General features: G+C 65.8%; 21 protein-coding genes and 1 tRNA gene. 8 read left to right on the forward strand and 14 right to left on the reverse strand.

The window, feature by feature from the left end:
* Positions 1-498: 498 nt before the first annotated feature.
* Positions 499-1,953 (reverse strand): sodium/proline symporter PutP, encoded by a 1,455-nt coding sequence (gene putP, locus BLT73_RS10995; protein ID WP_090523819.1) that lies wholly within the window; start codon positions 1,951-1,953, stop codon positions 499-501.
* Between the two features lie 264 nt (positions 1,954-2,217).
* Here putP and BLT73_RS11000 point away from each other — a divergent pair, with 264 nt between their 5' ends.
* The gene (locus tag BLT73_RS11000; RefSeq protein ID WP_090523821.1) at positions 2,218-2,805 is read left to right on the forward strand and encodes a YdeI/OmpD-associated family protein; all 588 of its coding nucleotides are present in this window, start codon (positions 2,218-2,220) and stop codon (positions 2,803-2,805) included.
* Between the two features lie 36 nt (positions 2,806-2,841).
* On the opposite strand, the gene BLT73_RS11005 is transcribed toward BLT73_RS11000, so the two are convergent.
* From BLT73_RS11005 to BLT73_RS11020, 4 genes are all read right to left on the reverse strand, one after another.
* Positions 2,842-4,317, reverse strand: coding sequence for an aldehyde dehydrogenase family protein (locus BLT73_RS11005; RefSeq protein WP_218132525.1), 1,476 nt, complete (start codon positions 4,315-4,317; stop codon positions 2,842-2,844).
* Between the two features lie 211 nt (positions 4,318-4,528).
* The gene (gene rpsO / locus BLT73_RS11010; RefSeq protein ID WP_090523824.1) at positions 4,529-4,798 is read right to left on the reverse strand and encodes a 30S ribosomal protein S15; all 270 of its coding nucleotides are present in this window, start codon (positions 4,796-4,798) and stop codon (positions 4,529-4,531) included.
* A gap of 139 nt (positions 4,799-4,937) precedes the next feature.
* Positions 4,938-5,840 carry a calcium-binding protein gene (locus BLT73_RS17790; protein WP_090523825.1) on the reverse strand — a complete coding sequence of 301 codons (903 nt, stop codon included), beginning with the start codon at positions 5,838-5,840 and terminating at the stop codon, positions 4,938-4,940.
* Positions 5,841-5,912: 72 nt separating this feature from the next.
* Positions 5,913-6,455 carry a pseudouridine synthase gene (locus BLT73_RS11020; RefSeq protein ID WP_090523827.1) on the reverse strand — a complete coding sequence of 181 codons (543 nt, stop codon included), beginning with the start codon at positions 6,453-6,455 and terminating at the stop codon, positions 5,913-5,915.
* A 468-nt stretch (positions 6,456-6,923) separates the two neighbouring features.
* On the opposite strand from BLT73_RS11020, the gene leuC reads away from it, so the two are divergent.
* From leuC to BLT73_RS11040, 3 genes are all read left to right on the forward strand, one after another.
* The gene (leuC, locus tag BLT73_RS11030) at positions 6,924-8,366 is read left to right on the forward strand and encodes a 3-isopropylmalate dehydratase large subunit (protein ID WP_090523830.1); all 1,443 of its coding nucleotides are present in this window, start codon (positions 6,924-6,926) and stop codon (positions 8,364-8,366) included.
* 86 nt (positions 8,367-8,452) lie between these two features.
* Positions 8,453-9,058, forward strand: a complete 606-nt coding sequence (gene leuD, locus BLT73_RS11035; protein WP_090523832.1) for a 3-isopropylmalate dehydratase small subunit — start codon at positions 8,453-8,455, stop codon at positions 9,056-9,058.
* Positions 9,049-10,101, forward strand: a complete 1,053-nt coding sequence (locus BLT73_RS11040; protein WP_245727257.1) for an endonuclease/exonuclease/phosphatase family protein — start codon at positions 9,049-9,051, stop codon at positions 10,099-10,101. Before leuD ends, BLT73_RS11040 begins: the two co-directional genes overlap by 10 nt.
* A 2-nt stretch (positions 10,102-10,103) precedes the next feature.
* Here the strand turns inward: BLT73_RS11040 and BLT73_RS11045 are convergent, their stop codons facing one another.
* The gene (locus BLT73_RS11045; protein ID WP_245727259.1) at positions 10,104-10,511 is read right to left on the reverse strand and encodes a hypothetical protein; all 408 of its coding nucleotides are present in this window, start codon (positions 10,509-10,511) and stop codon (positions 10,104-10,106) included.
* 137 nt (positions 10,512-10,648) lie between these two features.
* Here BLT73_RS11045 and leuB point away from each other — a divergent pair, with 137 nt between their 5' ends.
* From leuB to BLT73_RS11065, 4 genes are all read left to right on the forward strand, one after another.
* On the forward strand, positions 10,649-11,770 hold the full coding sequence (gene leuB, locus BLT73_RS11050) for a 3-isopropylmalate dehydrogenase (protein WP_090523835.1): 1,122 nt from the start codon (positions 10,649-10,651) through the stop codon (positions 11,768-11,770).
* A gap of 1 nt (position 11,771) precedes the next feature.
* Positions 11,772-12,746 (forward strand): DMT family transporter, encoded by a 975-nt coding sequence (locus BLT73_RS11055; protein WP_090523836.1) that lies wholly within the window; start codon positions 11,772-11,774, stop codon positions 12,744-12,746.
* Between the two features lie 66 nt (positions 12,747-12,812).
* Positions 12,813-12,889 (forward strand) — tRNA-Pro (locus BLT73_RS11060).
* Between the two features lie 403 nt (positions 12,890-13,292).
* Entirely contained in the window at positions 13,293-16,496 is a 3,204-nt protein-coding gene (locus BLT73_RS11065; RefSeq protein ID WP_090523838.1) for a hypothetical protein, read from the forward strand.
* Between the two features lie 201 nt (positions 16,497-16,697).
* Here the strand turns inward: BLT73_RS11065 and BLT73_RS11070 are convergent, their stop codons facing one another.
* The 8 genes from BLT73_RS11070 to BLT73_RS11105 form a co-directional block, all read right to left on the reverse strand.
* The gene (locus BLT73_RS11070; RefSeq protein WP_218132527.1) at positions 16,698-17,507 is read right to left on the reverse strand and encodes an HpcH/HpaI aldolase/citrate lyase family protein; all 810 of its coding nucleotides are present in this window, start codon (positions 17,505-17,507) and stop codon (positions 16,698-16,700) included.
* On the reverse strand, positions 17,504-18,352 hold the full coding sequence (locus BLT73_RS11075) for an HTD2 family dehydratase (protein ID WP_090523839.1): 849 nt from the start codon (positions 18,350-18,352) through the stop codon (positions 17,504-17,506). Before BLT73_RS11075 ends, BLT73_RS11070 begins: the two co-directional genes overlap by 4 nt.
* Before the next feature lie 10 nt (positions 18,353-18,362).
* Positions 18,363-19,556 (reverse strand): CaiB/BaiF CoA transferase family protein, encoded by a 1,194-nt coding sequence (locus tag BLT73_RS11080; RefSeq protein ID WP_090523841.1) that lies wholly within the window; start codon positions 19,554-19,556, stop codon positions 18,363-18,365.
* Positions 19,553-20,704 (reverse strand): CoA transferase, encoded by a 1,152-nt coding sequence (locus BLT73_RS11085; protein ID WP_090523843.1) that lies wholly within the window; start codon positions 20,702-20,704, stop codon positions 19,553-19,555. The genes BLT73_RS11080 and BLT73_RS11085 overlap by 4 nt, the downstream gene beginning before the upstream one ends.
* A gap of 15 nt (positions 20,705-20,719) precedes the next feature.
* Entirely contained in the window at positions 20,720-21,943 is a 1,224-nt protein-coding gene (locus BLT73_RS11090) for an FAS1-like dehydratase domain-containing protein (RefSeq protein WP_218132528.1), read from the reverse strand.
* 198 nt (positions 21,944-22,141) lie between these two features.
* On the reverse strand, positions 22,142-22,720 hold the full coding sequence (locus BLT73_RS11095; RefSeq protein WP_090523844.1) for a cysteine hydrolase family protein: 579 nt from the start codon (positions 22,718-22,720) through the stop codon (positions 22,142-22,144).
* Positions 22,721-22,774: 54 nt separating this feature from the next.
* Positions 22,775-23,422, reverse strand: a complete 648-nt coding sequence (locus BLT73_RS11100; protein WP_090523845.1) for a GntR family transcriptional regulator — start codon at positions 23,420-23,422, stop codon at positions 22,775-22,777.
* Positions 23,423-23,470: 48 nt separating this feature from the next.
* Positions 23,471-24,271 carry an N-acyl homoserine lactonase family protein gene (locus tag BLT73_RS11105; protein WP_090523846.1) on the reverse strand — a complete coding sequence of 267 codons (801 nt, stop codon included), beginning with the start codon at positions 24,269-24,271 and terminating at the stop codon, positions 23,471-23,473.
* Between the last annotated feature and the right edge of the window lie 6 nt (positions 24,272-24,277).

The following is a 24,277-nucleotide window of genomic DNA, read 5'->3' on the forward strand; positions in this document are numbered from 1 at the left end:
GATGCACCGGCCCTCCGGTCATCCCATGTCATGTGGCGGCCCCATTGCCGCCGCCCCCGAATCCTCTGCGTAGCCCCGGGGCGCGGGCCTCACGTCTCAGATTGGGGGGCCTTACAGCAATTCACCGGGTTTTGAAAGCCTGCACGCAGGTCAACCGCGAAAGCTGAGCGACGCCACGCCGATGGCGCGGCGGGCGGGCGAAGCACCCCATGCCCGATCCGAACCGCACGCGCCGCGCCCGCCTATAAGCGCGGACAGATCCCGCCCCGGCGGGCGGGAATATGGCGCCCGCATCGGTGTACGCCCGGTGTACAGGCTGTGCACGGGCGGTGCACGGGATGTGACCCCCTGATCCGGGACCGGACCCGGTGTTTCCCGGCCCGACCGCCCCGACCCCCGCCCCGGTCCCGCACCACGCAACGCGCGCCGTGTTGCGCATAAGAAAAAGCGTCTGCCCCGGCTCCGGGACAGACGCATCACCGATCGGTCGGACGGCGATCAGCCGGTGGTCAGCTCGCGATACTCGCCCCGGTCCTCGGTCATCAGGCTGACCGCGACAATGGCGATCCAGGCAGCGATGAAGCCCGGCACGATCTCATAGATCACCCCGCTCAGCCCGGCCATGATCCAGACACCGACCGTGACCGCGCCGACGACCAGCCCGGCCACCGCACCGGCGCCGTTCATCCGCTTCCAGGTCAGCGACAGGATGACCAGCGGCCCGAACGCCGCGCCGAAGCCTGCCCAGGCATTCGACACCAGCCCCAGCACCTGCGACTCCGGATCACGCGCGATCAGCACCGCGACCAGCCCCACCGCCAGCACCGCGATCCGCCCGATCATCACCAGCTCGCCATCCGTCGCATCGCGCTTGAACAGCGAATGATAGATATCCTCGGTCAGCGAGGACGAGGCGACCAGAAGCTGGCTCGACACGGTGGACATGATCGCCGCGAGCAGCGCTGCATAGAGGAAACCCGTCACCAGCGGATGGAACAGCAGGTTCGACAGCACGATGAAAATCGTCTCCGGATCGGCAATGTCCAGCCCGTTCCGCACCGCATAGGCGCGCCCGAAGATCCCCACCGAGACCGCGCCGATCAGCGACACCGCCATCCAGCCCATGCCGATATTGCGCGCCGCCGGCACCTCCTCGACGCTGCGGATGGCCATGAAGCGCACGATAATATGGGGCTGGCCGAAATAGCCCAGGCCCCAGGCCACCGCCGACAGCCAGCCCGCGAAGGTCAGCCCCGCGGTCAGCGACAGGAAGTTCGGATCGACCTCGCTCCGCAACCGCTCGGCCGCGGCGCCGACCCCGTCGCCCTGCCCGGTGGTCAGGATCACGATCGGCATCACCACCAGCGCCAGCATCATGATGCAGCCCTGCACGAAATCGGTCAGCGACACGGCCAGGAACCCACCCATGACGGTATAAACCAGCACGATCCCCAGCGTCAGCAGCACGCCCGACATGTAACCGCCGTCAAAGGCGCTGACGAACAGCTTGCCGCCCCCGACCAGCCCGGACGCCGTGTAAACCGCGAAAAACACCACGATCACGATCGCCGACACGATCCGCAGCAGCCTAGCCCGGCTGGGAAAGCGATTGCCCAGGAACCCTGGAATGGTCAGGCTGTTATCGTATTGCTCGGTCTGCGCGCGCAGCCGCGGCGCGACCACGATCCAGTTGACAAAGGCGCCGACGAACAGCCCGATCCCGATCCAGCTCTGCGTCAGCCCGGTGGCGAACAGCGCGCCGGGCAGGCCCAGCAGCAGCCAGCCGCTCATGTCGGACGCCCCCGCCGACAGCGCAGCGACCGCAGGCGGCAAGTTGCGCCCGCCGAGCATGTATTCTTCCGAGTTCGATGTCGATTTGCGCCAGGCATAGACGCCGATGCCCAGCATCAGCAGGAAATACGCCGCCAGGCTGATCCAGATTCCGGTTGCCACGAGTCCCTCCGTTTCAAAGCGTTAATTGCGCCGAGTCTGTCACAGTTCTGTGAGGAATCGAAGGGATGGCAGACGTTTTACCCAATAAGCGCTGACATTTGGTCGCTTCGCCTGTTCAGGGCATTTTCGCCAGACATTGACCCGCGCACGGGGCGGATTCGGTCGGATCGACCAGAGACGCCGCGCGGCCCGGCGGGCGCCGCATGGACAGCGCGCAGCCGCCGCGCCACACTCGCCCCGGCAGACTCGGTCGGGGGAAGCATCATGGTCACAGCACAGGTCAGGGCGGATGCCTTCTTCTCCCGGCTCACACACTGGCGCGCGGAATTGCTGGCCCTGCGCGAGATCCTGCGGGGCTGCGATCTGGTCGAGGATTTCAAATGGTCCTCGCCGGTCTACACCCATCAGGGCGGCAATATCGCGATCATCTGGGGCTTCAAGGACCGCGCCGCGCTCGGCTTCTTCAGGGGCGTGCTGCTGAGCGACCCGGACGGATTGCTGGCGGCCCCCGGCCCGAACTCACGTTCCTCCCGGATGCTGAACTTCACCGACGCTGCGCAGATCACTGACCTGCGCCCCGCCATCGAGGCGTTCGTGGCCCAGGCGGTCGAGCTGGAAGCCTCCGGCGCGAAGCCGGATCTGCCCAAGGACGATCTGGACTATCCCGAGGAACTCGTCGCCCGGCTGGACGAAGATGACGCCTTGCGCACCGCCTTCGGGGCGCTCACCCCCGGCCGCCAGCGCGGCTGGGTTCTGCATTTTTCGACCGCCAAGCAGGCCAAGACGCGGCTGGCGCGGATCGAGAAGGCCGCCCCGCGCATCCTCGACGGCAAGGGGATGCATGACCGCTGAGGGGGCCGCGCCGCATCCGGCGCGGCCACGGGCGCGTCAGAACGGATATTCCGGCACCTGCGCATTCACCGTGATCCATTGCCACTGGCTGTATTCATCGGCCATGGACGGCCCGCCAGAGCGCGCGCCATTGCCCGACGCGCCCATGCCCCCGATCGGGCCATAGACCTCGTGGATCACGGTCTGGTCGTTGATATGGACGATGCCGCTCGTTATCCGGTCGGCCAGCCGCGCGGCGCGCGCCAGATCGGCGGTGAAGATCGAACTGGCCAGCCCATACTCGCTGTCATTGGCCAGGGCGACCGCCTCATCTTCGCTGCGGAAGGTCAGGATCGGGGCGACCGGGCCGAATGTCTCCTCACGGAAGACCGGCATCTCCGGCGTCACGCCGCGCAGCACGGCGGGGGTGAAGAACAGCCCGTCCAGCGTGCCCCCGGCAAGCAGTTCGGCCCCCATCTCGACCGAGCGGTCCATGATCGCCTTGGCGCGTTCGGCCTGACGCGCATTGATCATCGGGCCCAGATGCACCGGCCCGCCCGCCGGGTCGCCCACATGAAGGGCGGCGGCCTTTTCGGCCAGCAGCTTGGCATAAGCCTCCGCAATATCCTCGTGCACGATATGGCGGCCGATGGTGAAGCAGATCTGCCCCTGGTGGAAAAACGACCCGAACGCCGCCGCCGAGGCGCACCCCGCCAGATCCGCATCAGGAAACACGATCGCCGCGTTGTTCCCGCCGAGTTCCAGCGACACCCGTTTCAGGCTTTCCCCCGCCGCGGCCCCGACCTTGCGCCCGGTCGCGGTCGAGCCGGTAAACGAGATCATGCCGATGCCCGGATGGCGGCACATCGCCGCGCCGATCTCGGCCCCGCCCGGCACCACCGTGACCAGTCCGGGCGGCGCACCGGCCTCCTCGAACAGCCGCGCGACCAGGTAGCCGCCGCAGACCGGGGTCTGAAGATCCGGCTTGAGCACGCAGCCATTGCCCATCGCCAGCGCGGGCAGGATCACCCGCGCCGCCAGGATGAAGGGCGAATTCCAAGGCGTGATGACCCCGACCACCCCGATCGGCACCCGGCGCGCCTTGCTCTCGCGCGGATGCGCGCTCGACAGCAGATAGCCCTGCGGCTGGCCGGTCAGCCCGGCGGCCTCGATCGCGTCATGGGCCGAGGTCAGCACCTCGAACGGCGCCTTGGGCGGGATGGAGCCGGTCTCGCGGATGATCCAGCGGCCGATCTCGTCCTGGTGTTCATGGCAGAGCCGGGCGAAATTGCGCAGCACCTCGCCGCGCGCGACCGGGCTGCGCGCGGCCCAGTCCCGCTGGGCCTGCGCGGTCGCGGCCACCGCCGCATCCAGATCCGCGGCCGAGGCCAGACCGGCGGTGAAGATGACCGCGCCGCTGGCCTTGTCGGTCACATCCAGCGTGCCACCCTGTGCCGGTTCCGGCCCGGCGAGGATCACCGCCCCCCGATGCGCCGCCCGCAGCAGTTTCGCGTTTTCCATGAGATCCTGCATGACACTCCCCTTCGTCTTGCCGCCCTACCCGCCCGGCGAACCGATACGCATACGCATCAATCCGGCGCTTCGCCGCCGCGACCGGAGCCCGTCAGCGCGGTGTAGGGCCGAAGTGTTAACGAAAGGTTAACGGCCTCTTAACGATTGCCCCCGCAACGAAAAACGCCCGCGGCGGGGCCACGGGCGTCGTCATTGCGATGGGCGCGGCGCCTCAGCGGCGGATACCCAGACGCTTGATGAGGTCGGTATAGCGCGCCTCGTCCTTGCCCTTCAGATAGTCCAGCAGCTTGCGGCGCTGTGCCACCAGCTTCAGAAGGCCACGGCGGGAGTGGTTGTCCTTCTTGTGGGTCTTGAAATGCTCGGTCAGGGTGGAGATGCGCGAGGACAGGATCGCGACCTGGACTTCGGGCGAGCCGGTGTCGCCTTCCTTGGTCGCATATTCCTTCATCAGACGGTTCTTGTCTTCAACGGTGATCGACATCGGGGTCTCCTTTCGGGATCAGGGTTATGGCGCAGGCCGGGATGTCGTCCAGCTCAGGCCCGTGGAGGATCCGCCGCGTTCAGGCAGCGGACGGGGGCCTATAGGCGATTCTGCTCGGAAAGGGAAGCCCCGTCGCGGATCAGCCTGGCGCCGCCGCCTCGTCCTGTGCCGTCACCAGCTCGATCGCCGAGGCCGTCAGACCTTCTGCACCCAGCACACGCGCCACCGCAACTCCGTCCAGCAGGATCACGGCGTCCCCGTCCTCTGCATCGACGCTCAGCAGCGTGTCACCCGCGCCCGCCGCGACCAGGATGCGTTCGCCGGGCGCCAGATCGGTGATATGGGCGATCCCGTCCGGCCCCGGCATGATCTCGAACCGGTCGTCGCCCTCATTGCCGTCCAGCCAGTCGCCCGGCCCGCCGCGCAATATGTCGTCGCCCGCCCCGCCATGCAGGGAATCCGCCCCCGCCCCGCCATCGAGCGTGTCGTTGCCGGACCCGCCCGACAGGTCGTCATCGCCCGCGCCGCCGCGCAGCAGGTCATCGCCGGCATTGCCGGTGATCCAGTCATCGCCGGGCCCGCCCGACAGATCGTCATCGCCATCCCCGCCGAAGATCCGATCATCGCCGCCATCGCCGGTCACCGTGTCATTGCCGCCATTTCCGGCCAGGTAATCCGCCCCCGGCCCGCCCTGCAGCAGATCATGCCCGGCCGCCTCCGCCGCGTCGTCGCCATAGAGCGTGTCATCCCCGGTCAGCCCGCGCAGCGTGTCGTCGCCATCGCCACCGGCCAGATCGTCGTCCCCTGCCCCGCCGGTCAGCAGGTCATGCCCCGCCCCTCCCACCAGCACGCCATCGCCGGTTTCCACGAGGCCCAGCGTCTGCATCCAGTCCGGGTCAGCGGCCTGCAGCGTCAGCTTCGGAGGGGATGGCCCGCGCCCGGTCTCGTCCTCGTCGTCGCGCGCGGTCTCGTCATCGCCCTCGAGCGCCTGCAGCACCGCGCCCGCCGCCAATGCACTCAGAAATCCAGCCAAAAGAAACATGTCACACCTCGCCACCCGAGATGGAACATAGCGCAAACACCGCATCCCGCGGCGCATTATCCTAACAATGGGTTAATCTGCGCCGGCCTCGCGCCACTGGCCGGGTGCGAGCCCGTCGAGCGTCCAGTTGCCCACCTGCCAGCGCACCAGCCTCAGCGTCGGCAGCCCGACCGCCGCCGTCATCCGCCGCACCTGCCGGTTGCGCCCCTCGCTGATGGTCAGACGCAGCCAGTGATCGGGCACGGATTTCCGCACCCGGATCGGCGGATCGCGCGGCCAGAGATCGGGCGCGTCGATTGGCTCGACCCGCGCGGGTCGGGTCGGGCCGTCCTTCAGCGTCACGCCGGTTTGCAGCGCCCGCAGCGCGTCCTGATCGGGGTCGCCCTCGACCTGCACCAGATAGGTTTTCTCCATCTTGTGACGCGGATCGGCGATGCGCGCCTGCAACCGGCCGTCATCGGTCAGCAGCATCAGCCCCTCGCTGTCCATGTCGAGCCGACCGGCGGGATAGACACCCCTGACCGCGACATAATCCGCCAGGGTCGGGCGCGGCGCGGCCGAGTTGTCGGTGAATTGCGGCAAAACGCCGAAGGGTTTGTTGAAAAGAATGAGCATGGGGTGGTTCTGGCAAGGCTCGCGCGCATGGGCAAGCATGCGTTTCGAAGGCTCGCGCACAGGTGCAGCCGACGCCGCCTCGCGTGGCAGAGGGCCAGCGTCCGGCCGCGGGCGGACGCAACCTGTCTCGCCGCAATGCGATTTATCGTTCAATCCCGTCGAACGGCCGTTCTACACGGACCGGCACCGCAGCGTCCGCCCGTGGGGGCGGCCGGACGCTGGCCCGGCGGGGCTGCGCCCCTCTATCCCGGTCCAGGGCGTACCCCGCTGGGCGTATCCGCGCGAATCCCTTGCCTATGCAGCGTCGCAGGCGTAACCTCCGCGCCCATGATGCGCTATTTCAACATTCACGACCGCGCCCGCCTGCCGGGCCGCTTCTACGGCGAAAGCCGGTCCGTGACTGCCCGACTGTGATCCGGCCCTGCCCTCGATCACCCTGAAAGCCATTCCCTAATCAAGAGAACAGCCATGACCGGCACCACCAATTCGGGCGCGCCCCGCACGCTCTATGACAAGATCTGGGACGCCCATGTCGTCGATGTCACCGATGACGGCACCACCATCCTCTATATCGACCGCCATCTGGTCCATGAAGTCACTTCGCCGCAGGCCTTTGAGGGACTGCGCATGTCGGGCCGCAAGGTCCGCCGCCCGGATCAGACCATCGCGGTTCCCGACCATAACGTGCCGACTACGCCCGACCGGGTGAACGGCATCGAAAACCCCGAGGGCCGCATCCAGGTGGCCGAGCTGGACAAGAATGCGCGTGAATTCGGCCTGCCGAATTACTACGCGATGAACGATATCCGCCAGGGCATCGTGCATATCGTCGGCCCCGAACAGGGCTGGACCCTGCCCGGCATGACCGTGGTCTGCGGCGACAGCCACACCGCGACCCACGGTGCCTTCGGCGCGCTCGCCCACGGCATCGGCACGTCCGAGGTCGAGCATGTGCTGGCCACCCAGACGCTGATCCAGTCAAAGTCGAAGAACATGAAGGTCGAGATCACCGGCAAGCTGCGCCCCGGTGTGACCGCCAAGGACATTACGCTGGCGGTGATCGGCAAGACCGGCACGGCGGGCGGCAACGGCCATGTCATCGAATATTGCGGCGCGGCGATCCGCGATCTGTCCATGGAAGGCCGCATGACCGTCTGCAACATGGCCATCGAAGGCGGCGCGCGGGCCGGTCTGATCGCGCCCGATGAAAAGACCTTTGAATACGTCAAAGGCCGCCCCCATGCGCCGAAAGGTGCCGCATGGGAGGCCGCGCTGACCTGGTGGAAGACGCTCCACACCGATGAGGGCGCCCATTTCGACAAGGTGGTGACGATCCGCGGCGAAGACATCGCCCCGGTGGTAACCTGGGGCACCTCGCCCGAGGATGTGCTGCCCATCACCGGCACCGTCCCCGCGCCCGAGGATTTCACCGGCGGCAAGGTCGAAGCCGCGCGCCGCTCGCTCGATTATATGGGGCTCAAGCCCGGCACACGGCTGACCGATATCGCCATTGACGCGGTCTTCATCGGCTCCTGCACCAATGGCCGGATCGAGGATCTGCGCGCCGCCGCCGAGATCCTCCGGGGCCAGAAACTGGCCGAGGGCGTGCGCGGCATGGTCGTGCCGGGTTCGGGCCTCGTCCGCGCCCAGGCCGAGGAAGAGGGGCTGGACCGGATCTTCACCGATGCCGGTTTCGAATGGCGGATGGCGGGTTGTTCGATGTGCCTCGGCATGAACCCCGACCAGCTCGCCCCCGAGGAACGCTGTGCCGCCACCTCGAACCGCAATTTCGAGGGGCGTCAGGGCTACAAGGGCCGCACCCATCTGATGAGCCCCGCCATGGCCGCCGCCGCCGCCGTCGCCGGGCATCTCGTCGATGTGCGTGAGGTCATCGGCGCGGTCGAAGCATGAGGCCGCCGCGTATGCCCGCGCGGTGCACGGCCTGTGTACAGGCTGTGTACGCGCGGTGTACGCCTCCCCAGACAGGATTCTAGGATATGGATAAATTCACCACACTCTCCGGCGTCGCCGCCCCCATGCCGCTCGTCAATATCGACACCGACATGATCATCCCGAAACAGTTTCTGAAGACGATCCACCGCTCGGGTCTCGGCAAGAATCTGTTCGACGAGATGCGCTATGACCGCGAGGGCAATGAGATCGCGGATTTCGTGCTGAACCAGCCCGCCTATCGCAGCGCCGAGATCATCGTCGCGGGCGATAATTTCGGCTGCGGATCGTCGCGCGAACATGCCCCCTGGGCGCTGCTGGATTTCGGGATTCGCTGCGTGATTTCGACCAGTTTCGCGGATATTTTCTATAACAACTGCTTCAAGAACGGCATCCTGCCGGTCAAGCTGCCGCAAGAGGCGGTGGATGCGCTGATGGAGGATGCCCGCAACGGCGCCAACGCGAAGCTGACCGTGGATCTGGAGGCGCAGACCGTCACCTCGCCCGACGGTACGGCATACAGTTTCGAGATCGATCCGACCCGAAAGCACAACCTGCTGAACGGGCTCGACGATATCGGCCAGACGCTGGAAAAAAGCGCCGCCATCGACGCGTTCGAAGCCCAGGCCGGCCAGTCCCGCCCTTGGGTCTGAGACGCGGAATTGCGGCGGCGCTTCTGGCGCCGCTGTGTCTGTGCGGCGCGGGGATGGCCGCGACGGTCCGCATCGCCAGCTATGATCCCGGCCTGACCCGCAAGGGGCCGGGGCTTCTGCTTCGTGACATCACGCGGGGCCAGGACAGCCAGATTGCCGCGGCCGCGATGGTGATCGCGCGGACACAGCCGGATATCCTGCTGCTGACCGGATTCGACTGGGACCAGGATCAGGCCGCCCTGCGGGCTTTCGCACAGCTCCTCGGGCGGATGGGGCTGGAATACCCGCATCTGCTCGCCCCGCGCCCCAATCGGGGCCTGCCCAGCATGGCCGATCTGGATGGTGATGGCAGGTTGGGTGAGGCGGAGGACTCGCAAGGCTGGGGCAGTTTCACCGGGCAGAACGGCATGGCGCTGCTGTCGCGCTTTCCGGTGGGCGACGTGACCGATTACAGCGCGATGTTGTGGCAGGACATGCCCGGACACCTCATCGGAGAAGTGCTGACGCCGGAGGCGGCCTCGGTGCAGCGCCTGTCCGGTTCCGGGCATTGGCAAGTGGAGATCCTGACCGATCCGCCCCTGCAATTGCTGGCCTTCGCGGCAACGCCGCCGGTCTTCGACGGGCCGGAGGATCGCAATGGCCGCCGCAATCACGACGAGATCGCCTTCTGGTCAACCCGTTTGCCGGACCCGCCCTTCGTTCTTGCAGGCAACGCCAATCTCGATCCCGTGGATGGCGAGGGCCGGCACGCGGCCATCCGCGCCTTGCTGGCCGATCCGCGGATCCAGGATCCCGGACAACGCAGCGCGGGCGCGCGAGACGCAGCCGATCCCGATCATGCAGGCGATCCGGCGCAGGACACGGTGGACTGGCCGGATGGCGCGCCGGGCAATCTGCGTGTCACCTATGTGCTGCCTTCGGCCGGGCTGGAGGTTGCAGGATCAGGCGTGTTCTGGCCGCCCGAGGGACAGCCGCATCACCGCGCCGCCATCTCGGCCTCGGCACACCGGCTGGTCTGGGCCGATGTCACGCTGGGTGACTGAGATCATTCCGAGACATGTTCCGTTCCGCCGCCCATCTCGATCAGATCGTCGATGATCGGCCGCGCGCGCGGCCCGATCCGGTCGCAGGCGCCGGGATCCTCCAGCATGCGGAAGGCGGGGCCGTAATATTGCTCGTCATAGGTTTCGGGGTCCATCCCGAGCGCCTTGGCCAGCATGTCGCCGGTGCCCACCAGCAATGTCCACTCGCCATCGCTGATGTCGTAATCGGGGCAGTTCGACGTGATGACATTGACCTGCGCGAGCGCGGTGATCAGCTTCTCGGCATCCTCGTCGGACATGCCCGACAGGTTCGGCAATTCCACCATCACCTTCCCCTCCGCCATCGCGGCGGGCAGGGTCAAAGGCATGTTCAGCCCCGCAGCAAGGATCGCAGCGAGAATGCGGGTCATGGAAAGCTCTCCGGTCGAGTCGTGGCGCCCCGGATGAGTCACCATCCGGCGCCGAACCGCAACCCAATTACGCGTGAACTTGACCATGTGTCGCCGCAACGCTACGCCAGCTTCAACCCTGAAAGCACGAGGAAACCATGTCCGATTACTCTCTCCTGATCCTGCCCGGCGACGGGATCGGCCCCGAAGTCATGGCCGAGGTGCGCAAGGTCATCGACTGGTTTCAGGCCAATCGCGGCATGCGATTCACCGTGTCCGAGGATCTCGTTGGCGGCTGCGCCTATGACAAGCACGGCACGCCGCTGGCAGACGAGACGATGGCGAAGGCCCAGCAGGTCGACGCGGTGCTGCTTGGCGCGGTGGGCGGGCCGCAATACGACAATCTCGATTTCAGCGTGAAGCCGGAACGCGGCCTTCTGCGCCTGCGCAAGGAGATGGACCTGTTCGCCAATCTGCGCCCCGCGCAATGTTTCAATGCGCTTGCCGATTTCTCCTCGCTGAAGCGCGACGTGGTCTCGGGCCTGGACATCCTGATCGTGCGGGAGCTGACCTCGGGCGTGTATTTCGGTGAGCCGCGCGGCATCCATCCCGACGACAACAACCCCGAGAACGAAGGTGGCCGTGTGGGCATCAACACCCAGCGTTACACCAGCGGCGAGATCCGCCGCGTGGCCCGCGCCGCGTTCGAGTTGGCCCAGAAACGGGGCAACAGGCTGTGTTCGATGGAAAAGGCCAATGTCATGGAATCGGGCATCCTGTGGCGCGAAGAGGTCCAGTGGGTGCATGATAACGAATTCCCGGAGGTGGAGCTGAGCCACATGTATGCCGATGCCGGCGCCATGCAGCTCACCCGCTGGCCCAAGCAGTTCGACGTGATCGTGACCGACAATCTGTTCGGCGACCTGTTGTCCGATCTGGCGGCGATGCTGACCGGCAGTCTGGGCATGCTGCCATCGGCCAGCCTCGGCGCACCGATGGATAACGGCCGGCCGAAAGCGCTGTATGAGCCGGTCCACGGCTCGGCCCCCGATATTGCCGGACAGGGCAAGGCCAACCCGATCGCCTGCATCCTCAGCTTTGCGATGGCGCTGCGCTATTCCTTCGGCGAGGGCCAGGCCGCCGACGATCTGGAAGCGGCGGTGGAGCGGGTGCTGGCCGAGGGCGTGCGCACCGCGGACCTGATGGGCCCCGAGGGCGGCACCCCGGTCTCGACCTCGGAGATGGGCGACCGGATCATCGCCGCGCTCTCGGCGGGCTGAGATGGGCGGGTCGAGCAACCTGAAGGGGATCGGCTTTGCGCTGATCTCGATGGGGGTCTTCGCGACCCATGATGTCATCATCAAGTTGCTCGGCGCGCATTATCCCTCGCTGCAGGTGCTGTTCTTCTCGTCCCTGCTGTCCTTCCCGCTGGTCTCGCTGATCCTCATGCAGGAGCGCACGCCCGGCACGCTGCGGCCGAACCGGCCGGGTTGGGTCGCGGCACGGGCACTGTGCGGGATGATGGCGGGGATCGGCGGGTTCTACGCCTTTTCCACCCTGCCGCTGGCGCAGGTCTACGCCATCCTGTTCGCGGCCCCGCTGCTGATTACGCTGTTGTCCATCCCGATCCTGGGCGAGCGGGTCGGCATCCATCGCTGGATCGCCGTCGCGCTTGGCTTGTGCGGAGTGCTGATCGTGCTGCGTCCGGGCGGCGGCGACGCGCTCAGCCTCGGCCATCTGGCCGCGCTGCTGGTGGCATTCTGCAGCGCCACCGCCGCGGTCATCACCCGCAAGCTGGGCAGCACCGAGCGCCCGCTTGTGCTGCTGATGTGGCCGATGCTGGGCAATCTGGTGCTGACCGGCGCGAGCCTTGGCCTCGATTACACGCCGATGCAGTTGCCGCATCTCGGCATGGCCGGGCTGATTGCCCTGCTGGGGCTGATGGGCGGCTTCCTGTCGATCCTGGCCTATCGCAATGGCGAGGCCGCGATCGTCGCGCCGATGCAGTATTCGCAGATCATCTGGGCCACCATCTACGGCTGGGTGATCTTTGGCGAGGTGCTGGACCGGCCCACCATGTTGGGTGCTGCCGTCATCATCGCGTCGGGCCTCTATATCGTCTGGCGTGAACGCGCCCGCGGCAGCGAGTCGATCAGCCCCGTGACCGCCGCCCGGCTGCGCGTCGACACCGTCACGACGCCGAAATCCACATTGCTGCAACGCGTGCTGTCCGGCCGCGGAAATTCGCATCACTGAGGCGGTTTATCCCCCACAAGCCCCTTGCATTCCCGCCGCCTGCGCGTTACCTGCCCCTCCTACGGTCGGAGCGTAGCGCAGCCTGGTAGCGCACCTGCTTCGGGAGCAGGGGGTCGGAGGTTCGAATCCTCTCGCTCCGACCATTTTTCCCGTATGTGGCCGCGAAACGGCTGGCTTGCCTCAAAATCCCCGGCAACTATCTTCAGCCCTGTCTCACCATGGCCCTTGGCATGCTCAGAATGCGCGTTGCTGCGAAGATGCGTCCGGGAATTTGTGCACGTCTCTCTGCCCACGGGACCGACCAAGAATGAACCTTACAGCCGAGCCTTCAGGACACTGGCCGGGATCAGCCCTGGGTCAATCTGCGCCAGCGTGACGCAACCGTCACATCGCGATCCGTCACCGGTCTTGGGCGTCCCTCCTCTTTGGCAAGAACCGTGTGCGCACAGGCCGGTTGATCGACGAGAAGCAGTTGATATAGTGAACTTGTGGTGTTGGGTCTGGTGTTTCCGGGGGTTCGGTATGGGCAGGTTGCTCGCGTGTCTGTTGTGTCTTTTCCTGCCTTTCAGCGTTTTTGCCGAACCGGCGATCACGGTTTCTGACGGGCCGTCGGGGATCGCGGTCAGCGTCTCGGGTCTGGATCCGGATCGCACCTATTGGCTGACCATCGTGTCGCCGGATGCCGAGGACGGCGCCTATACCAGCTTCGAGTATCTGAGCGGATCGGATCAGGGCGCGGTTGCGTTTCCCGATCCCGGTCCGGGTCAGCCCATGGAACTGCGGCTGCATGAGAAATCCGCCGGCAACCCGCTTCTGGCCCGCGCCTTGCTGGACGCGCCGGCGGAGGCCGCGATCCCCGTCGCCGACGCGCGCCTGGTGGATTTCGCCCGGATCTACGGGCTTGCCGGGGATTGGCGGGGCGAGATGGCCTGTGCACAGGGCACCGCAGCGTTCGAGGTCACGCTTCGGCCGCATTTCTATGAGAACGGCTATCTGGGCGATCTGCGCCTAACGCTGATCGACGGGCCGGATCAGGGCGCCAGCGGAGAGTGGCCGCTCACCGTGCAGCACAGGCCGGACACCGGCGCGGTTTCACTGGCTGCCGACTCACCGCGCTCGGTGCCGGTCGAAGGCTACGCCATCCCGCAGATCTTCGGCACGACCCTGTCGGAGGACGGGCTGCGTGTCGAAGATGCCAATCTGCAAAGCCAGTCCTGCACGTCGTTCAGCTTTGCGCGGGCACCCCTGCCCGCGCCCGAAAATGCGTTGGCCGAGGCCGAGGCGCTGCGGACGGACGGCTTTCTGGGCCAGTGGCAGGGCAGCTATGATTGCGGCGCGCCCACGGCGCTCGACCTGATCTTCGAGGTCAGCCCGGTCAACGACCTCACCCTCGCCCGCTGGGTGTATCGCGGCACCGGCAAGAACGCCTTCGACGGCGAGGCGCTGTTTCGCGCGCAAGCAGCGGGGCCCGGACAGATCGGGCTGATGCCGCTGAAATGGGTCAAGCAGCCCTATCGCCACCAGGTCGCGCCGGTGACGTTCAGCCTTGCGCCTGATGGGGCGGCCATGCAGGGCGAGTTTGCCGGCTGTGGGCCGGTGCAAGTCACGCGCGTCGGTGGCGAGGCAATGGCCGGCGCCGCCACGCAGGTTATGAGCGATGCCGAGCGTGCCGGGCTGGCCGATCTGGCCGGTCGCTGGTCGGGGCTGACGCCATGCGGCGGCACCGAGCAGTTCATGCAGATCGACCTGCCCGACCTGTCCGCAGGCGAAACCGGGGTCGATCTTCGCTATGCCGCGTCCAAGGGCGTGGATGCCGGCGCGCATCTGGCCCTGGCAGCCCGGCCCGGCGACCCGATCGAGCTGAGCCTGATCGAAAAACGCCAGGCGCCGCTCAACCAGCCGATCTTCCTGCCGCGGGAATTGGCGCGCGCGGATGGCGGGTTGGTCATGCAGTTCGATGAGACGTGCGATGATGTCGCGCTGCGCCGCGACGACCCGCCGCCACGGTTTGCGGCGCTGCCCGGCGCGACGGATCAGCAAGCGCTGCTGGTTCAGGAGAGCGACAAGGCCCTGCGCGTGGCCGCCCCCGCCACGATCTGCCGGACACTTGCGGATTGGGCCGCGGCGCTCAGCCCCGCAGAGGCACGGATGACGCGAGCTGGCACCTGGGTCACGCATCATGGCGGATGGCCGGTGCTGTTCACCGATCCCTATTTCCAGCCGGTGTTCGGGATGGGCTACCCATCGCTCTCCGCCTCGCCGGATGTGGGCGAGGCGCTTCTGGCGCCGCTGCGCACGCAATGCGGCGATCTCGGGGTGGAGGATCTGCAACTGCGCACCGCCCTGACACTGGCCTTCGGGGTCGCGCGCAACAGCGAACTCTTCGGCAGTGAGGCCCAGAGATTCCGCCTCGCCGTGGACCGGGCGCAGGTCGGGCAGGACCGGGCGGCGCGGCTGGCCGAGGACCTCGCCGCCCTGCCCGACACCCCGGATGCGCGCGAGCGTATCGCGGCACTGCGCACGGAACTGGAGACGCTCGCGTTGCTGGACAGCGAGACGGCGCGGCTGACGGCCAGCCTCGACGCGGCCGAGGCCCGGATCGTCGCGGCCGGCGAAGAGGCGTTCCTGACCGCGCTCGCCGCTGTGGAAGAGCCGGCCACGCCCAAAAACCTCGGGCGGGCGGTTGACCTGCTTCAGCAACGCGACCCGGCGGAGCGGTCGCATTGGATCGAACAGCTCGACCGCGCGGCGGGACAACTGGCCGAGCGGATCGACGCCGGCGAGATGCAGCTTGCCGGGATGCAGGATCTGGCAATCCTGCCGCCGATCGCTGCGGCACTGGAAAAGGCCGAGGAGAAACAGCGCCGGGCCGACGCGGCGGCAAAATCGGCCCTGCGTGAGCGGATCGCGGGTCTCGGGAAGGTCACAGAACTGCGTCCGGTGCTGACCGCCATCACCGACGGGGGGAATGATCCGGGTCTGCTGGCGGCATATGACGCGAAGGCGCGCGCGTTGCTGGTGGCCGCCGCAGGTCCAATCCCCGACGCGGAGGCTGCCGAACAGGCAGATCCCGAGCCGGCCCTGTCGGGCGGCGCGCTGTCCGGCCTGCGCCGCAATGCGCTGATCACCGCATTCCTGACAGGCGATCCGCTGGTGCCTTACCGGGCAGATCGGGACAGCACGCTCAGATATCTGCAACGCATGGTGCTGGTGTTCCGCGACTACTGCCCGGCCGCATTGCCGCCCGATCTGCAAACCCGCATTGCCGGGCAGTTCGTCGATGTCGGCGCGCTGACCGGCTCGCGCGACCAGATGGCGGCGATGGGTCTGCAGGCGATCGTCGAGGGGCTGGGGGTGCTGGCCGATCCGGGGAGCGCGATGGCCGGCGCGATCCGTCAGGACGAGATCTTCGCCATGGCCGATGGCGACGCGCAGATCCTGCTGCGCAATCTCGATTGCACCGGCCCGGACATGCGCCGCCTGTTCGAGAATGCGCGGGACTATGTGATCGACCCTGCGAAGAACGTGCCGCAGGATCGTCTCGGAATGGCGGAAATCTGTCTTGTCGCGCTTGATGACGGGATGGTGATGAACGAGACCCGCGCCTATTGCCGCTGCGCGGGCGATCAGCTCGACCGGTCAAGCGCGGAATTGCAGGCCTATCTTCGCGCCGATCCGCGGGGACGGTACCGCCAGATCCCCCTGCTCGACCGTGCGCTCGATCAGGCCCTGCGCGGCTGTCGGCAATAGCAGGCGGGATGTCATGTCCCGGAAGCAAGAGGCGGTACGCGCGGCACCAGGACTCGTCGGGACGGCTGACGGTTCAATCGGCCGACTTGTCAGGTAGGATCTGCTGGTGGCTTTGCGGATGACAGGTTCGGCCCGCAGCGGGTGCCGAAATCCGGTCTGCTCCAGTCCCGGCGCCATCTTCCTGACCAGGTCATCGGCGTTTTACGGCGGCCCCCGGCCCGTGTCAGCCAGCACCTGTCTTGCACGATCAATCAGAGGCTTGTCGACCATCTTGCCATCGACCTGAACGACCGAGCCATCAGCGGCGGATAAGGCGGACAACACCCGGCGCGCCCACGCGACTTCGCCCTCGGAGGGTGTGAACCCGTCATTCGTGAACGCGACCTGCGCGGGATGAATGCAGAGTTTTGCACCAAATCCAAGCCTACGCGACCTGGCCACTTCTTCCGCCAGGACGCCGCCGTCCCTGAGTTCGGTTGTCACGCCATCGACCGGCGGCACCAACCCCGCCAGCCGCGAGGCAAGCACGATTTCAAACCGGGCGGGATCGAGAACCGGACCGGTGCCGGGGATCCGTGTATCCGCGCTGAAATCCAGGTTTCCAAAGGCTAGCCGGGACACTCCGGGGCAGGTGGCCGAGCGGCGCAGTGCCGCGAGACCCTCGGCCGTCTCGATCAGTCCGATCAGCGCGCGGCCAGGCAGCTTTTCCGCCACCGCCGACAGGCTGTCTGGGGTGGCTTTCGGGACCATGACAGCCGAAATGTCGCAACGGGACAATGCCGCCAGATCATCTTGGAACCACGGGGTATCCGCCGCATTGACCCTTACGAGTCCCCTCCCGCCCCTGCCGAACCAGGCCACGACATGGTCCCGCGCTTCGGATTTCGCGCCGGGTCCGACCGCGTCTTCGAGGTCGAGGATGATCGCGTCGGCGCCCGATCCTGTCGCCTTGGCGAACCGTTCTGGCATGATCCCCGGCACAAACAGGTAGCTGCGCGGCGTCCTCATCATGCGTACTCGACCACGGCGGTGGCCTGCATGGCAAGCTCGCCGTCCGGCCCCTTTGCCCAAAGCGGTATCGCGCCGTCCGCCTCTGCCCCGGCTTCCAGCTTGAAGGGGCGGTCCGCAAAAAGCGGCGCCGTGCCACGGAACTCAAAGCGGGTCAGGCGCCCCCTGCTGGTGGACGTGGCAAAGCCCTGAAGCAGGATCGCCGTCAACGGCCCATGCACGACGATATCGCGGTAATCCTCCTCCTCACGGGCATAGGTCCTGTCGTAGTGGATGCGGTGGCCATTCGACGTGAGGGCAGAGAAGCGGAACAGCCGGACAGGATCGGGGGTGAATTCTTCTGAGCGGGTGGCGCCCTTTGGTGCGGGCGAGAGAGCAGGCTTTGCTGCGCCCGGTGCCGCGGCCTCGCGGTAGACGATGTCCTGCTCTTCCTCGATGCAGAGTTTTCCGTCCTGCGACAGTCGGTGTTTGAGCGTGACGAAGACAAGCTGCCCCGCGCGGCCGGATTTCGCCTTGACGGCCATGATCTCACTGACCTTCTCGGCTTCCCGACCGATGGTGAGCGGCGCATGGTGTGTCAGTCGGCCGCCAGCCCACATGCGGCGGGGCAGGTTGACGGCCGGCAGGAAGCCGCCACGCTTGGGATGGCCATCCTGTCCAACATCCCGTTGCCGCACGAACGGGTTGAATTGCAACCAATGCCAGCCGGGCGGCAGTGGATCGCCGTCTGCCGGCGCGTGATCCAGGTCCAGCGTTGCGGCCAGGCCGGTGGCGCGTTCGGCCGAGATCGTCTGGACAAGTCGCTCTGTGCGGCCGATCGCGTCGGAGTATTCATGTTCGGTCAGCATTGTCTGCCTTTCAGTAAATGGCCCCGCTCTCGACTAAAGCGTCGATCCGCGCACGGCCGAGACCAAGAAGTTCGCCGTAAACGTAGTCCTCATCGCCCCCGAGCGCGGGTGTCCCGCGCGTGATGCCCGGTGAGTCGTCCCCGGCGAAACGCGCGGGGCGGCCCACCGCGGCGCGTCGTTTGCCATCTGTTTCGGCGACATCGAGGATCGCGCCGCGGGCCCGCATATGCGGATCCAACACGATGTCAGAAGCGGCCCATGAGATATGCGCGGCAATGCCAGCCGCCTGCAGTGTCTCGGCAGCGGCTTCGCCATTTCGTTCTGCGGTCCATTGGCTGACCGGGCCGTCAAGTTCGCGGCGGTTCGCGTGGCGGTCCGCCTGCGTGGCAAAGCGCGGGTCTTCGGCGAGGTTCGGCTGTTCCATGATCGCCGCAAGCCTCTGCCACTCGGCATCGCTTGACACCGAGACCGACAGCCAGCGATCCTCGTCAGCCGTCGGGAACACACCGTGAGGCGCACGCGCCATGTCGTCATTTCCCATGCGACCGACCGCTACTCCGCCGGAGGCAGCGGTCAGAAAATCGCCGACCAGAGACGACGCGACCTCTCGGGCGGCGACATCCACATGGCAGCCCTTGCCGGTGCGGCGACGGCGATTGAGCGCGGCCAGGGTGGCAAGCGCCGCGTGCATGCCGACCGAGTGGTCCATGACGTGCCGCATCTCGACCGGGGGACCGTCTGCGTGACCCGAGAGATAGCCCAGCCCACCCCAAGCGCCGAACAGCGGCGCATAGCCGGCGAAATGGCTTTCCGGGCCGTCCTGGCCCGACGAGGATACGGAGACCATGACGATATCGCGCTTCACGGCGCGCAAGACATCGTAGCCCAGGCCGAGGCGGCTCATCACGCCCGCACGGAAGCTTTCGGCGGCCACATCGGCGATGCTGACCAGCTTCTTTGCCAGGACAACCCCATCGGCGTGCTTGAGGTTCAGCCGCACCGAAAGCTTGTTCGACGATACCTGATCGAAGGTCGCGGGTCCGTGCCGGCCATAGACGGCGTGGGGCTTGCGAAAGATGTCGGGCCGCAGTGCCGTTTCAATCTTGATGACCTCGGCCCCCATCTGGCTGAGCATATGGGTGCAAAAAGGTCCGGCGGCATGGACGGTGAAATCTGCAATGCGAAGATCTGCGAGAGGCTTCATGCGGTGGCCCTCCGGCCGGCCGGGCAGGACAGAATGGACTGATCCGCGCCAATGCCGGGGAGCGTGTCACTGACCGGCAGCGGGTCCGGCCCGAAACGGAACGGCAGCGCCTGCACCTTTACTGGCCCGTCCGGCGTATCGATCGTCGCAAAGATGCCACGCGCGGTTTCTTGAGTGCCGGACAGAACCTGCTCCGGCGCGTTGTAGCGCGCCATGGGAACGCCGAGTGTCTGAGCCCTAGCGACCATTTCCTCGACCTTGCGGGTGCGCGCCCAGTCCCGGATACGCCGGTTGATCTCGGCGCCGCGCGCGCTGCGACCAACCTCGTCTTTCAGATGGGGGTCTCTTGCCCAATCCTTCGCTCCGAGAAGTTCGATCAGCCCCTGCCACTGACGGTTTTCCAGCGTCAGCAACTCGACGTAGCCATCCGCGCATTCGATCACGCCACCGAACTTGAACGACCGGGTCAGGCGGTGTTCCACCGATCCGTCGCCGAAGCGCTGAACTGCGAACGCGCCGACAGCGACGTTGGCATCCTGGACAGAGGCGTCAACGAACTGGCCCTGTCCGGTCCAAAGCGCCGCCAGTGCCGCCATCGCCGCGGTCGTGCCGCCCTGCATCTCGGCGAAATGCCCGGCGATCTTCAAGGGCGGACGGTCCGGGAAAAGGTCGGCCGTCAGTCCGTTCGGCAGCAGAAATCCCTCGCCGCCAGCGTGAATTAGATTGATTTCGTCGCCCTTCCAATGTGCCTTCGGGCCGAATGCGCCGAACGGCAGGACCGAGAGGTGCACGATATGCGGGTGATCCCCGGCGATGGTTGCCTCATCAAGTCCGAGCCCGGCGCGTTCCGCGACCGGCGTGTCATCGATAAGGATATCGGCCCCTGCCAGCAGCTTGTGCATGTTTCGTCGGAAGTCGGGCGTTGCCGGATCGCAGACCACGCTGCGCTTGCCGAGAGACAGATAGATGAACAGCGCGCTCTGACCATCGGGAAGGAGCGGATGCTCCTCCCTGAGCGGGCTGCCGGTGGAAGGTTCAGCCATGACGACCTCGGCACCCATCTGGCACATCAGCCGACCGGCCTGCGCCGCGGCGACGCCGTTGGCACGTTCGATGACGCGTAGGCCGGACAGAGGCTTGTCAGTCATGGCCGAACGTTCTCGTCAGCGGACGACCGGCAGGTCCAACTCGAGCGTCCCGCAATCGAGAAACACCCGCAGTTCAGGGTCGCGCGACTGAAGCGCAACCGTAGCAATGCCGGGCGTGGTGATTTCGCCGCGCTGATTCTCGCCCCAGATCTCGATGTCCACCAGGGCGTGGCCGTCCTTGATGTATTTCTTCGACACCTTGCCTTTGCACCATGTGCTGTCGCCCATCGTGTTGAAGCGGCGCATTTCGGTGCGGACCCGCTTGAGGAACGCCGCATCGCCCATCCAGTTGGTGACCAGCGATGCCATCCAGGACGAACGCTGCGGACCGTAATCGTAAACACCGGGAACGCCGACCTCCTTGGCCGTGCTTTCGCGATGATGGCCGATACCGGTATATTCGATGCCGCCGCCCGCTTCGGGATTGCGGAAGAAATGGCCCGGATGCTTCATCGCGTTCTGGAAGACGACGCCATGGGTGTGACCACGTCCCGACCCAACCAGGAAGCCCATCGTGTCCATCAGCGACAGCGGCCCGCGCACGATGGTGTCGAGGCTTTCGCCTTCTGTCACGTCCTCCCAGTAGCGCACCTTGGAGCCGCGGATCTTCATCGGCTCATCCATGATGCATGCGTCGAGCGCCTCGAATTCTTCCTGGGTGTATTCGTAGGTGGTGATGTCCTTGTACTTGCCCGCGTCCCGCGCCGCCTTGCGTTCATGGCGCGTACAAGTCCCCAGGGCGCGGGAAAGCATGTCACCATGCTGGTTGAAATAGGTTGCCTCGACATATTGAAGCACGAGCCTGCCCGAAAACTTGCTTTCCTTCACATCGATGCCGATCACGCGTTCGATGGCATTGATCCGGTCGCCAGGACGGATGTGGCGGAAGATCTCCCAGTCGTTCCCGGCGTAGAAGCCATGCACCCCAGGCAGTCCCCAGCGGGTCCGGCCGATCCAGCCGAGCGCCATCGGGAACATCGGATGTCCGAGCTGTGTGCCATAGCGAGACGCCGCGCCATAGCCAGGATCGCGATAGAGCGGGTTCAGGTCGCCGATGCCGTTGCACCAGTTGCGCAGCGTGTCGGCGGTCGCATCCTGGAGGTAGGGGCCCTCGGGACGCAATTGCAGCCCCACCATCTTTTCGGCGGCGGCAATCGCCTCGTTGGTGATTTTTCCTTCGGCGGGCGCGCCGCCCATGCCCTTGGCGTCATCTTCCTTGGCTATCTCTGCGGTGATCACTTTCAGAGTCTCCCTGTCGGTCTGGTGTCAGGTGGGATAGACGCCCCACGCTGGCTCTCTCGTATATATAATGCATTATTTTTCGGACGGTCAAGCAGCGAATTTCAGGTTGATAATGCGCCGACTACAACAAAAACGCGTTGAACGGGCACAATGGCCCGTTATCACTCGCCACTTTAATGCATTAAGAGGCGACTATCAGAAGGTGATGTCTGCCGCGCTCGTCACCTGCGCAAAGCGGCGCAATCCGGACATGGCGTACGCGTGTTCGTCGGCCGTGGCGCCGGCGCAGCAATCTTCCAGTATGACGCATTCGTAATCGCGATCATGCCCTTCCCGCACCGCCGCCGAGACAACACCGTTGGTCGATACGCCGGACAGGACGAGACGCCGAATGCCCTGCGCACGCAGCAGCGGTTCGAGCTTGGTGCCGTAGAACGGGCTGACCCGGTGCTTGACGATCACCGGGTCGTCAGGTTGAGGAGCAAAGCGGTCGAGCACCTCGGTACCCCATTGGCCGAGTCTGAACACGCCATTGTCCCGCGCCTTGGAAAATACCGGAGATCCCGCAGGGCATTCGGCATAGTCAGCGGAAAAGCCGACGCGCACATAGCCGACCATCACGCCCGCGGCCCGTGCATTGCTGATGGCCAACTCGGTCGCGTCAAAGACGCCACGGTCCTGCATGAGCGGAACATAACTTTTGCCGCCCATCCCGTTAGGATGAACCAGGTCATTCAGCATGTCCATGACGAGAAGAATAGTATCAGACGCCATTACGCGATCCTTTCAGGCTTGGGATTGACCCCGTGCCTGAAGGGGCACGGGAGGCTATTCGGAATAGCTGGCCTTGAATTCGTCCCAGGCCGAGCGGATGTGTGATCGCAGGGCCTGCAGGAAGGCAGCCTCGTCGCGGGCGATGATGGCACGCAGCATGTCCCGATGCTCCTGCGAGGCGCGGTCGATGCGGCTCTCCAGCCGGTTGATGAGGTCGAACGGATAGCGCGCCCAGAGTGCACGGACAAACCGCAGCGTTTGCGGCAACTCGGCGGCGATGTAGATCAGTTCGTGGAACCGGTAGTTGATCGTGCGAACCGCATCCTTGTCGCCGCGCGCCGCGGCATCCTCGATCTGGTCCTGCAAAGACCGCAGCTCGTCGATGTCCTGCGAGGTCAGGCGACTGACCGCCTTGAGCCCCAGCTTGCATTCCAGCGTCACCCTGAGATCGGTGATCTCTTCCGTCGCGTTGATGTCGAACGGGGCCACGATCGCGCCACGATGCGACGTGCCGAGAATGAACCCCTCGGCTTCCAGCAGCTTGATCGCCTCCCGAACAGGGGTGATCGACGTCCCGATCATCTCGGCGATCTGCGCCTGCTTGAGCTTGGAACCCCGCGGGAACTGGCCCGAGATGATACCCTCCCGAAGGAAGTCCGCGACATATTCTTCCTTCGTTTGGTGCTTGGCGCGGTGTTCCATCAACAATCAACCCCCGAATGATCTCACATGAGTGCAAAATGCATTCCTTCATGCCCCGATCTCCGGAACCGGGTCAAGTCGGAGGATGCGGCCCTCCATCTCAGGGCTGATCGCCGGATAATGGTTCAGAAGCCTCGGATCATGGGCCGGAAGGACGTGATTGTCGCTGTCAGCCAGTTCGCGGATCCGGTCATGGGCCGCCATCATGTCGGAAATGTTGAAGGCCACGGTAAATGGGATGCCGCGTTCGAACTCCTCGTAATAATGCAACGCATCCGAAGCGAGCACGACCCAGCCACGCTGCGTCCGGATCCGCAGGACTTCCTGTCCCGCGCAGTGCCCGCCGACCCAGTGTGCGCTGATCCCGTCGGCCACGTCGAACTCCCGGCCATGCAGATGCAGCCGTCCGTCGTGCAGCAAATGCACCAGCCGGGCGATCTCGTCCGCCTTGTAGGCATGACGGAAGGTCGGTTTTTCCATCCAGGGTCCGGTGACATACGCCATTTCTTCGGCCTGCATGTAGAACCGGGCCTTCGGCAGCGCATCCAGATAGCCGAGATGATCGTAATGCGCATGTGTCAGCAAAACCGTCGTGACCTGCGCCGGGTCGATGCCAAGCGCCGTCCAGCCTTCCGGCGGGGGCATGATCTGCCTGTGGCCGTTCTTGGCGCCCGTCTCCGGGTCGATCCCGGTATCTACCACGATCACCTCCCGCCCGCACCTGAGCACCCAACAGAAAAAGTCGAGCACCAGCGGTTTCATGGGATCGGGATCCGAGATGAAATTGACACCGCGGGTGCGGGTGTCGTTCGTGGCGTGCCGGATGGCGTAGATTTCCCAAGTCTTCATCGTCGT

Source organism: Paracoccus isoporae, assembly GCF_900101865.1.
GTDB lineage: Bacteria > Pseudomonadota > Alphaproteobacteria > Rhodobacterales > Rhodobacteraceae > Paracoccus > Paracoccus isoporae.

What these genes read in the sequence shown, in the direction of transcription:
- BLT73_RS11000 (WP_090523821.1), top strand. Translation starts at nt 2,218, where the DNA reads ATGGTCACAGCACAGGTCAGGGCGGATGCCTTCTTCTCCCGGCTCACA.
- BLT73_RS11005 (WP_218132525.1), bottom strand. Translation starts at nt 4,317, where the DNA reads ATGCAGGATCTCATGGAAAACGCGAAACTGCTGCGGGCGGCGCATCGG.
- rpsO (WP_090523824.1), bottom strand. Translation starts at nt 4,798, where the DNA reads ATGTCGATCACCGTTGAAGACAAGAACCGTCTGATGAAGGAATATGCG.
- BLT73_RS17790 (WP_090523825.1), bottom strand. Translation starts at nt 5,840, where the DNA reads ATGTTTCTTTTGGCTGGATTTCTGAGTGCATTGGCGGCGGGCGCGGTG.
- BLT73_RS11020 (WP_090523827.1), bottom strand. Translation starts at nt 6,455, where the DNA reads ATGCTCATTCTTTTCAACAAACCCTTCGGCGTTTTGCCGCAATTCACC.
- leuC (WP_090523830.1), top strand. Translation starts at nt 6,924, where the DNA reads ATGACCGGCACCACCAATTCGGGCGCGCCCCGCACGCTCTATGACAAG.
- leuD (WP_090523832.1), top strand. Translation starts at nt 8,453, where the DNA reads ATGGATAAATTCACCACACTCTCCGGCGTCGCCGCCCCCATGCCGCTC.
- BLT73_RS11045 (WP_245727259.1), bottom strand. Translation starts at nt 10,511, where the DNA reads ATGACCCGCATTCTCGCTGCGATCCTTGCTGCGGGGCTGAACATGCCT.
- leuB (WP_090523835.1), top strand. Translation starts at nt 10,649, where the DNA reads ATGTCCGATTACTCTCTCCTGATCCTGCCCGGCGACGGGATCGGCCCC.
- BLT73_RS11055 (WP_090523836.1), top strand. Translation starts at nt 11,772, where the DNA reads ATGGGCGGGTCGAGCAACCTGAAGGGGATCGGCTTTGCGCTGATCTCG.
- BLT73_RS11070 (WP_218132527.1), bottom strand. Translation starts at nt 17,507, where the DNA reads ATGATGAGGACGCCGCGCAGCTACCTGTTTGTGCCGGGGATCATGCCA.
- BLT73_RS11075 (WP_090523839.1), bottom strand. Translation starts at nt 18,352, where the DNA reads ATGCTGACCGAACATGAATACTCCGACGCGATCGGCCGCACAGAGCGA.
- BLT73_RS11080 (WP_090523841.1), bottom strand. Translation starts at nt 19,556, where the DNA reads ATGAAGCCTCTCGCAGATCTTCGCATTGCAGATTTCACCGTCCATGCC.
- BLT73_RS11085 (WP_090523843.1), bottom strand. Translation starts at nt 20,704, where the DNA reads ATGACTGACAAGCCTCTGTCCGGCCTACGCGTCATCGAACGTGCCAAC.
- BLT73_RS11095 (WP_090523844.1), bottom strand. Translation starts at nt 22,720, where the DNA reads ATGGCGTCTGATACTATTCTTCTCGTCATGGACATGCTGAATGACCTG.
- BLT73_RS11100 (WP_090523845.1), bottom strand. Translation starts at nt 23,422, where the DNA reads ATGGAACACCGCGCCAAGCACCAAACGAAGGAAGAATATGTCGCGGAC.
- BLT73_RS11105 (WP_090523846.1), bottom strand. Translation starts at nt 24,271, where the DNA reads ATGAAGACTTGGGAAATCTACGCCATCCGGCACGCCACGAACGACACC.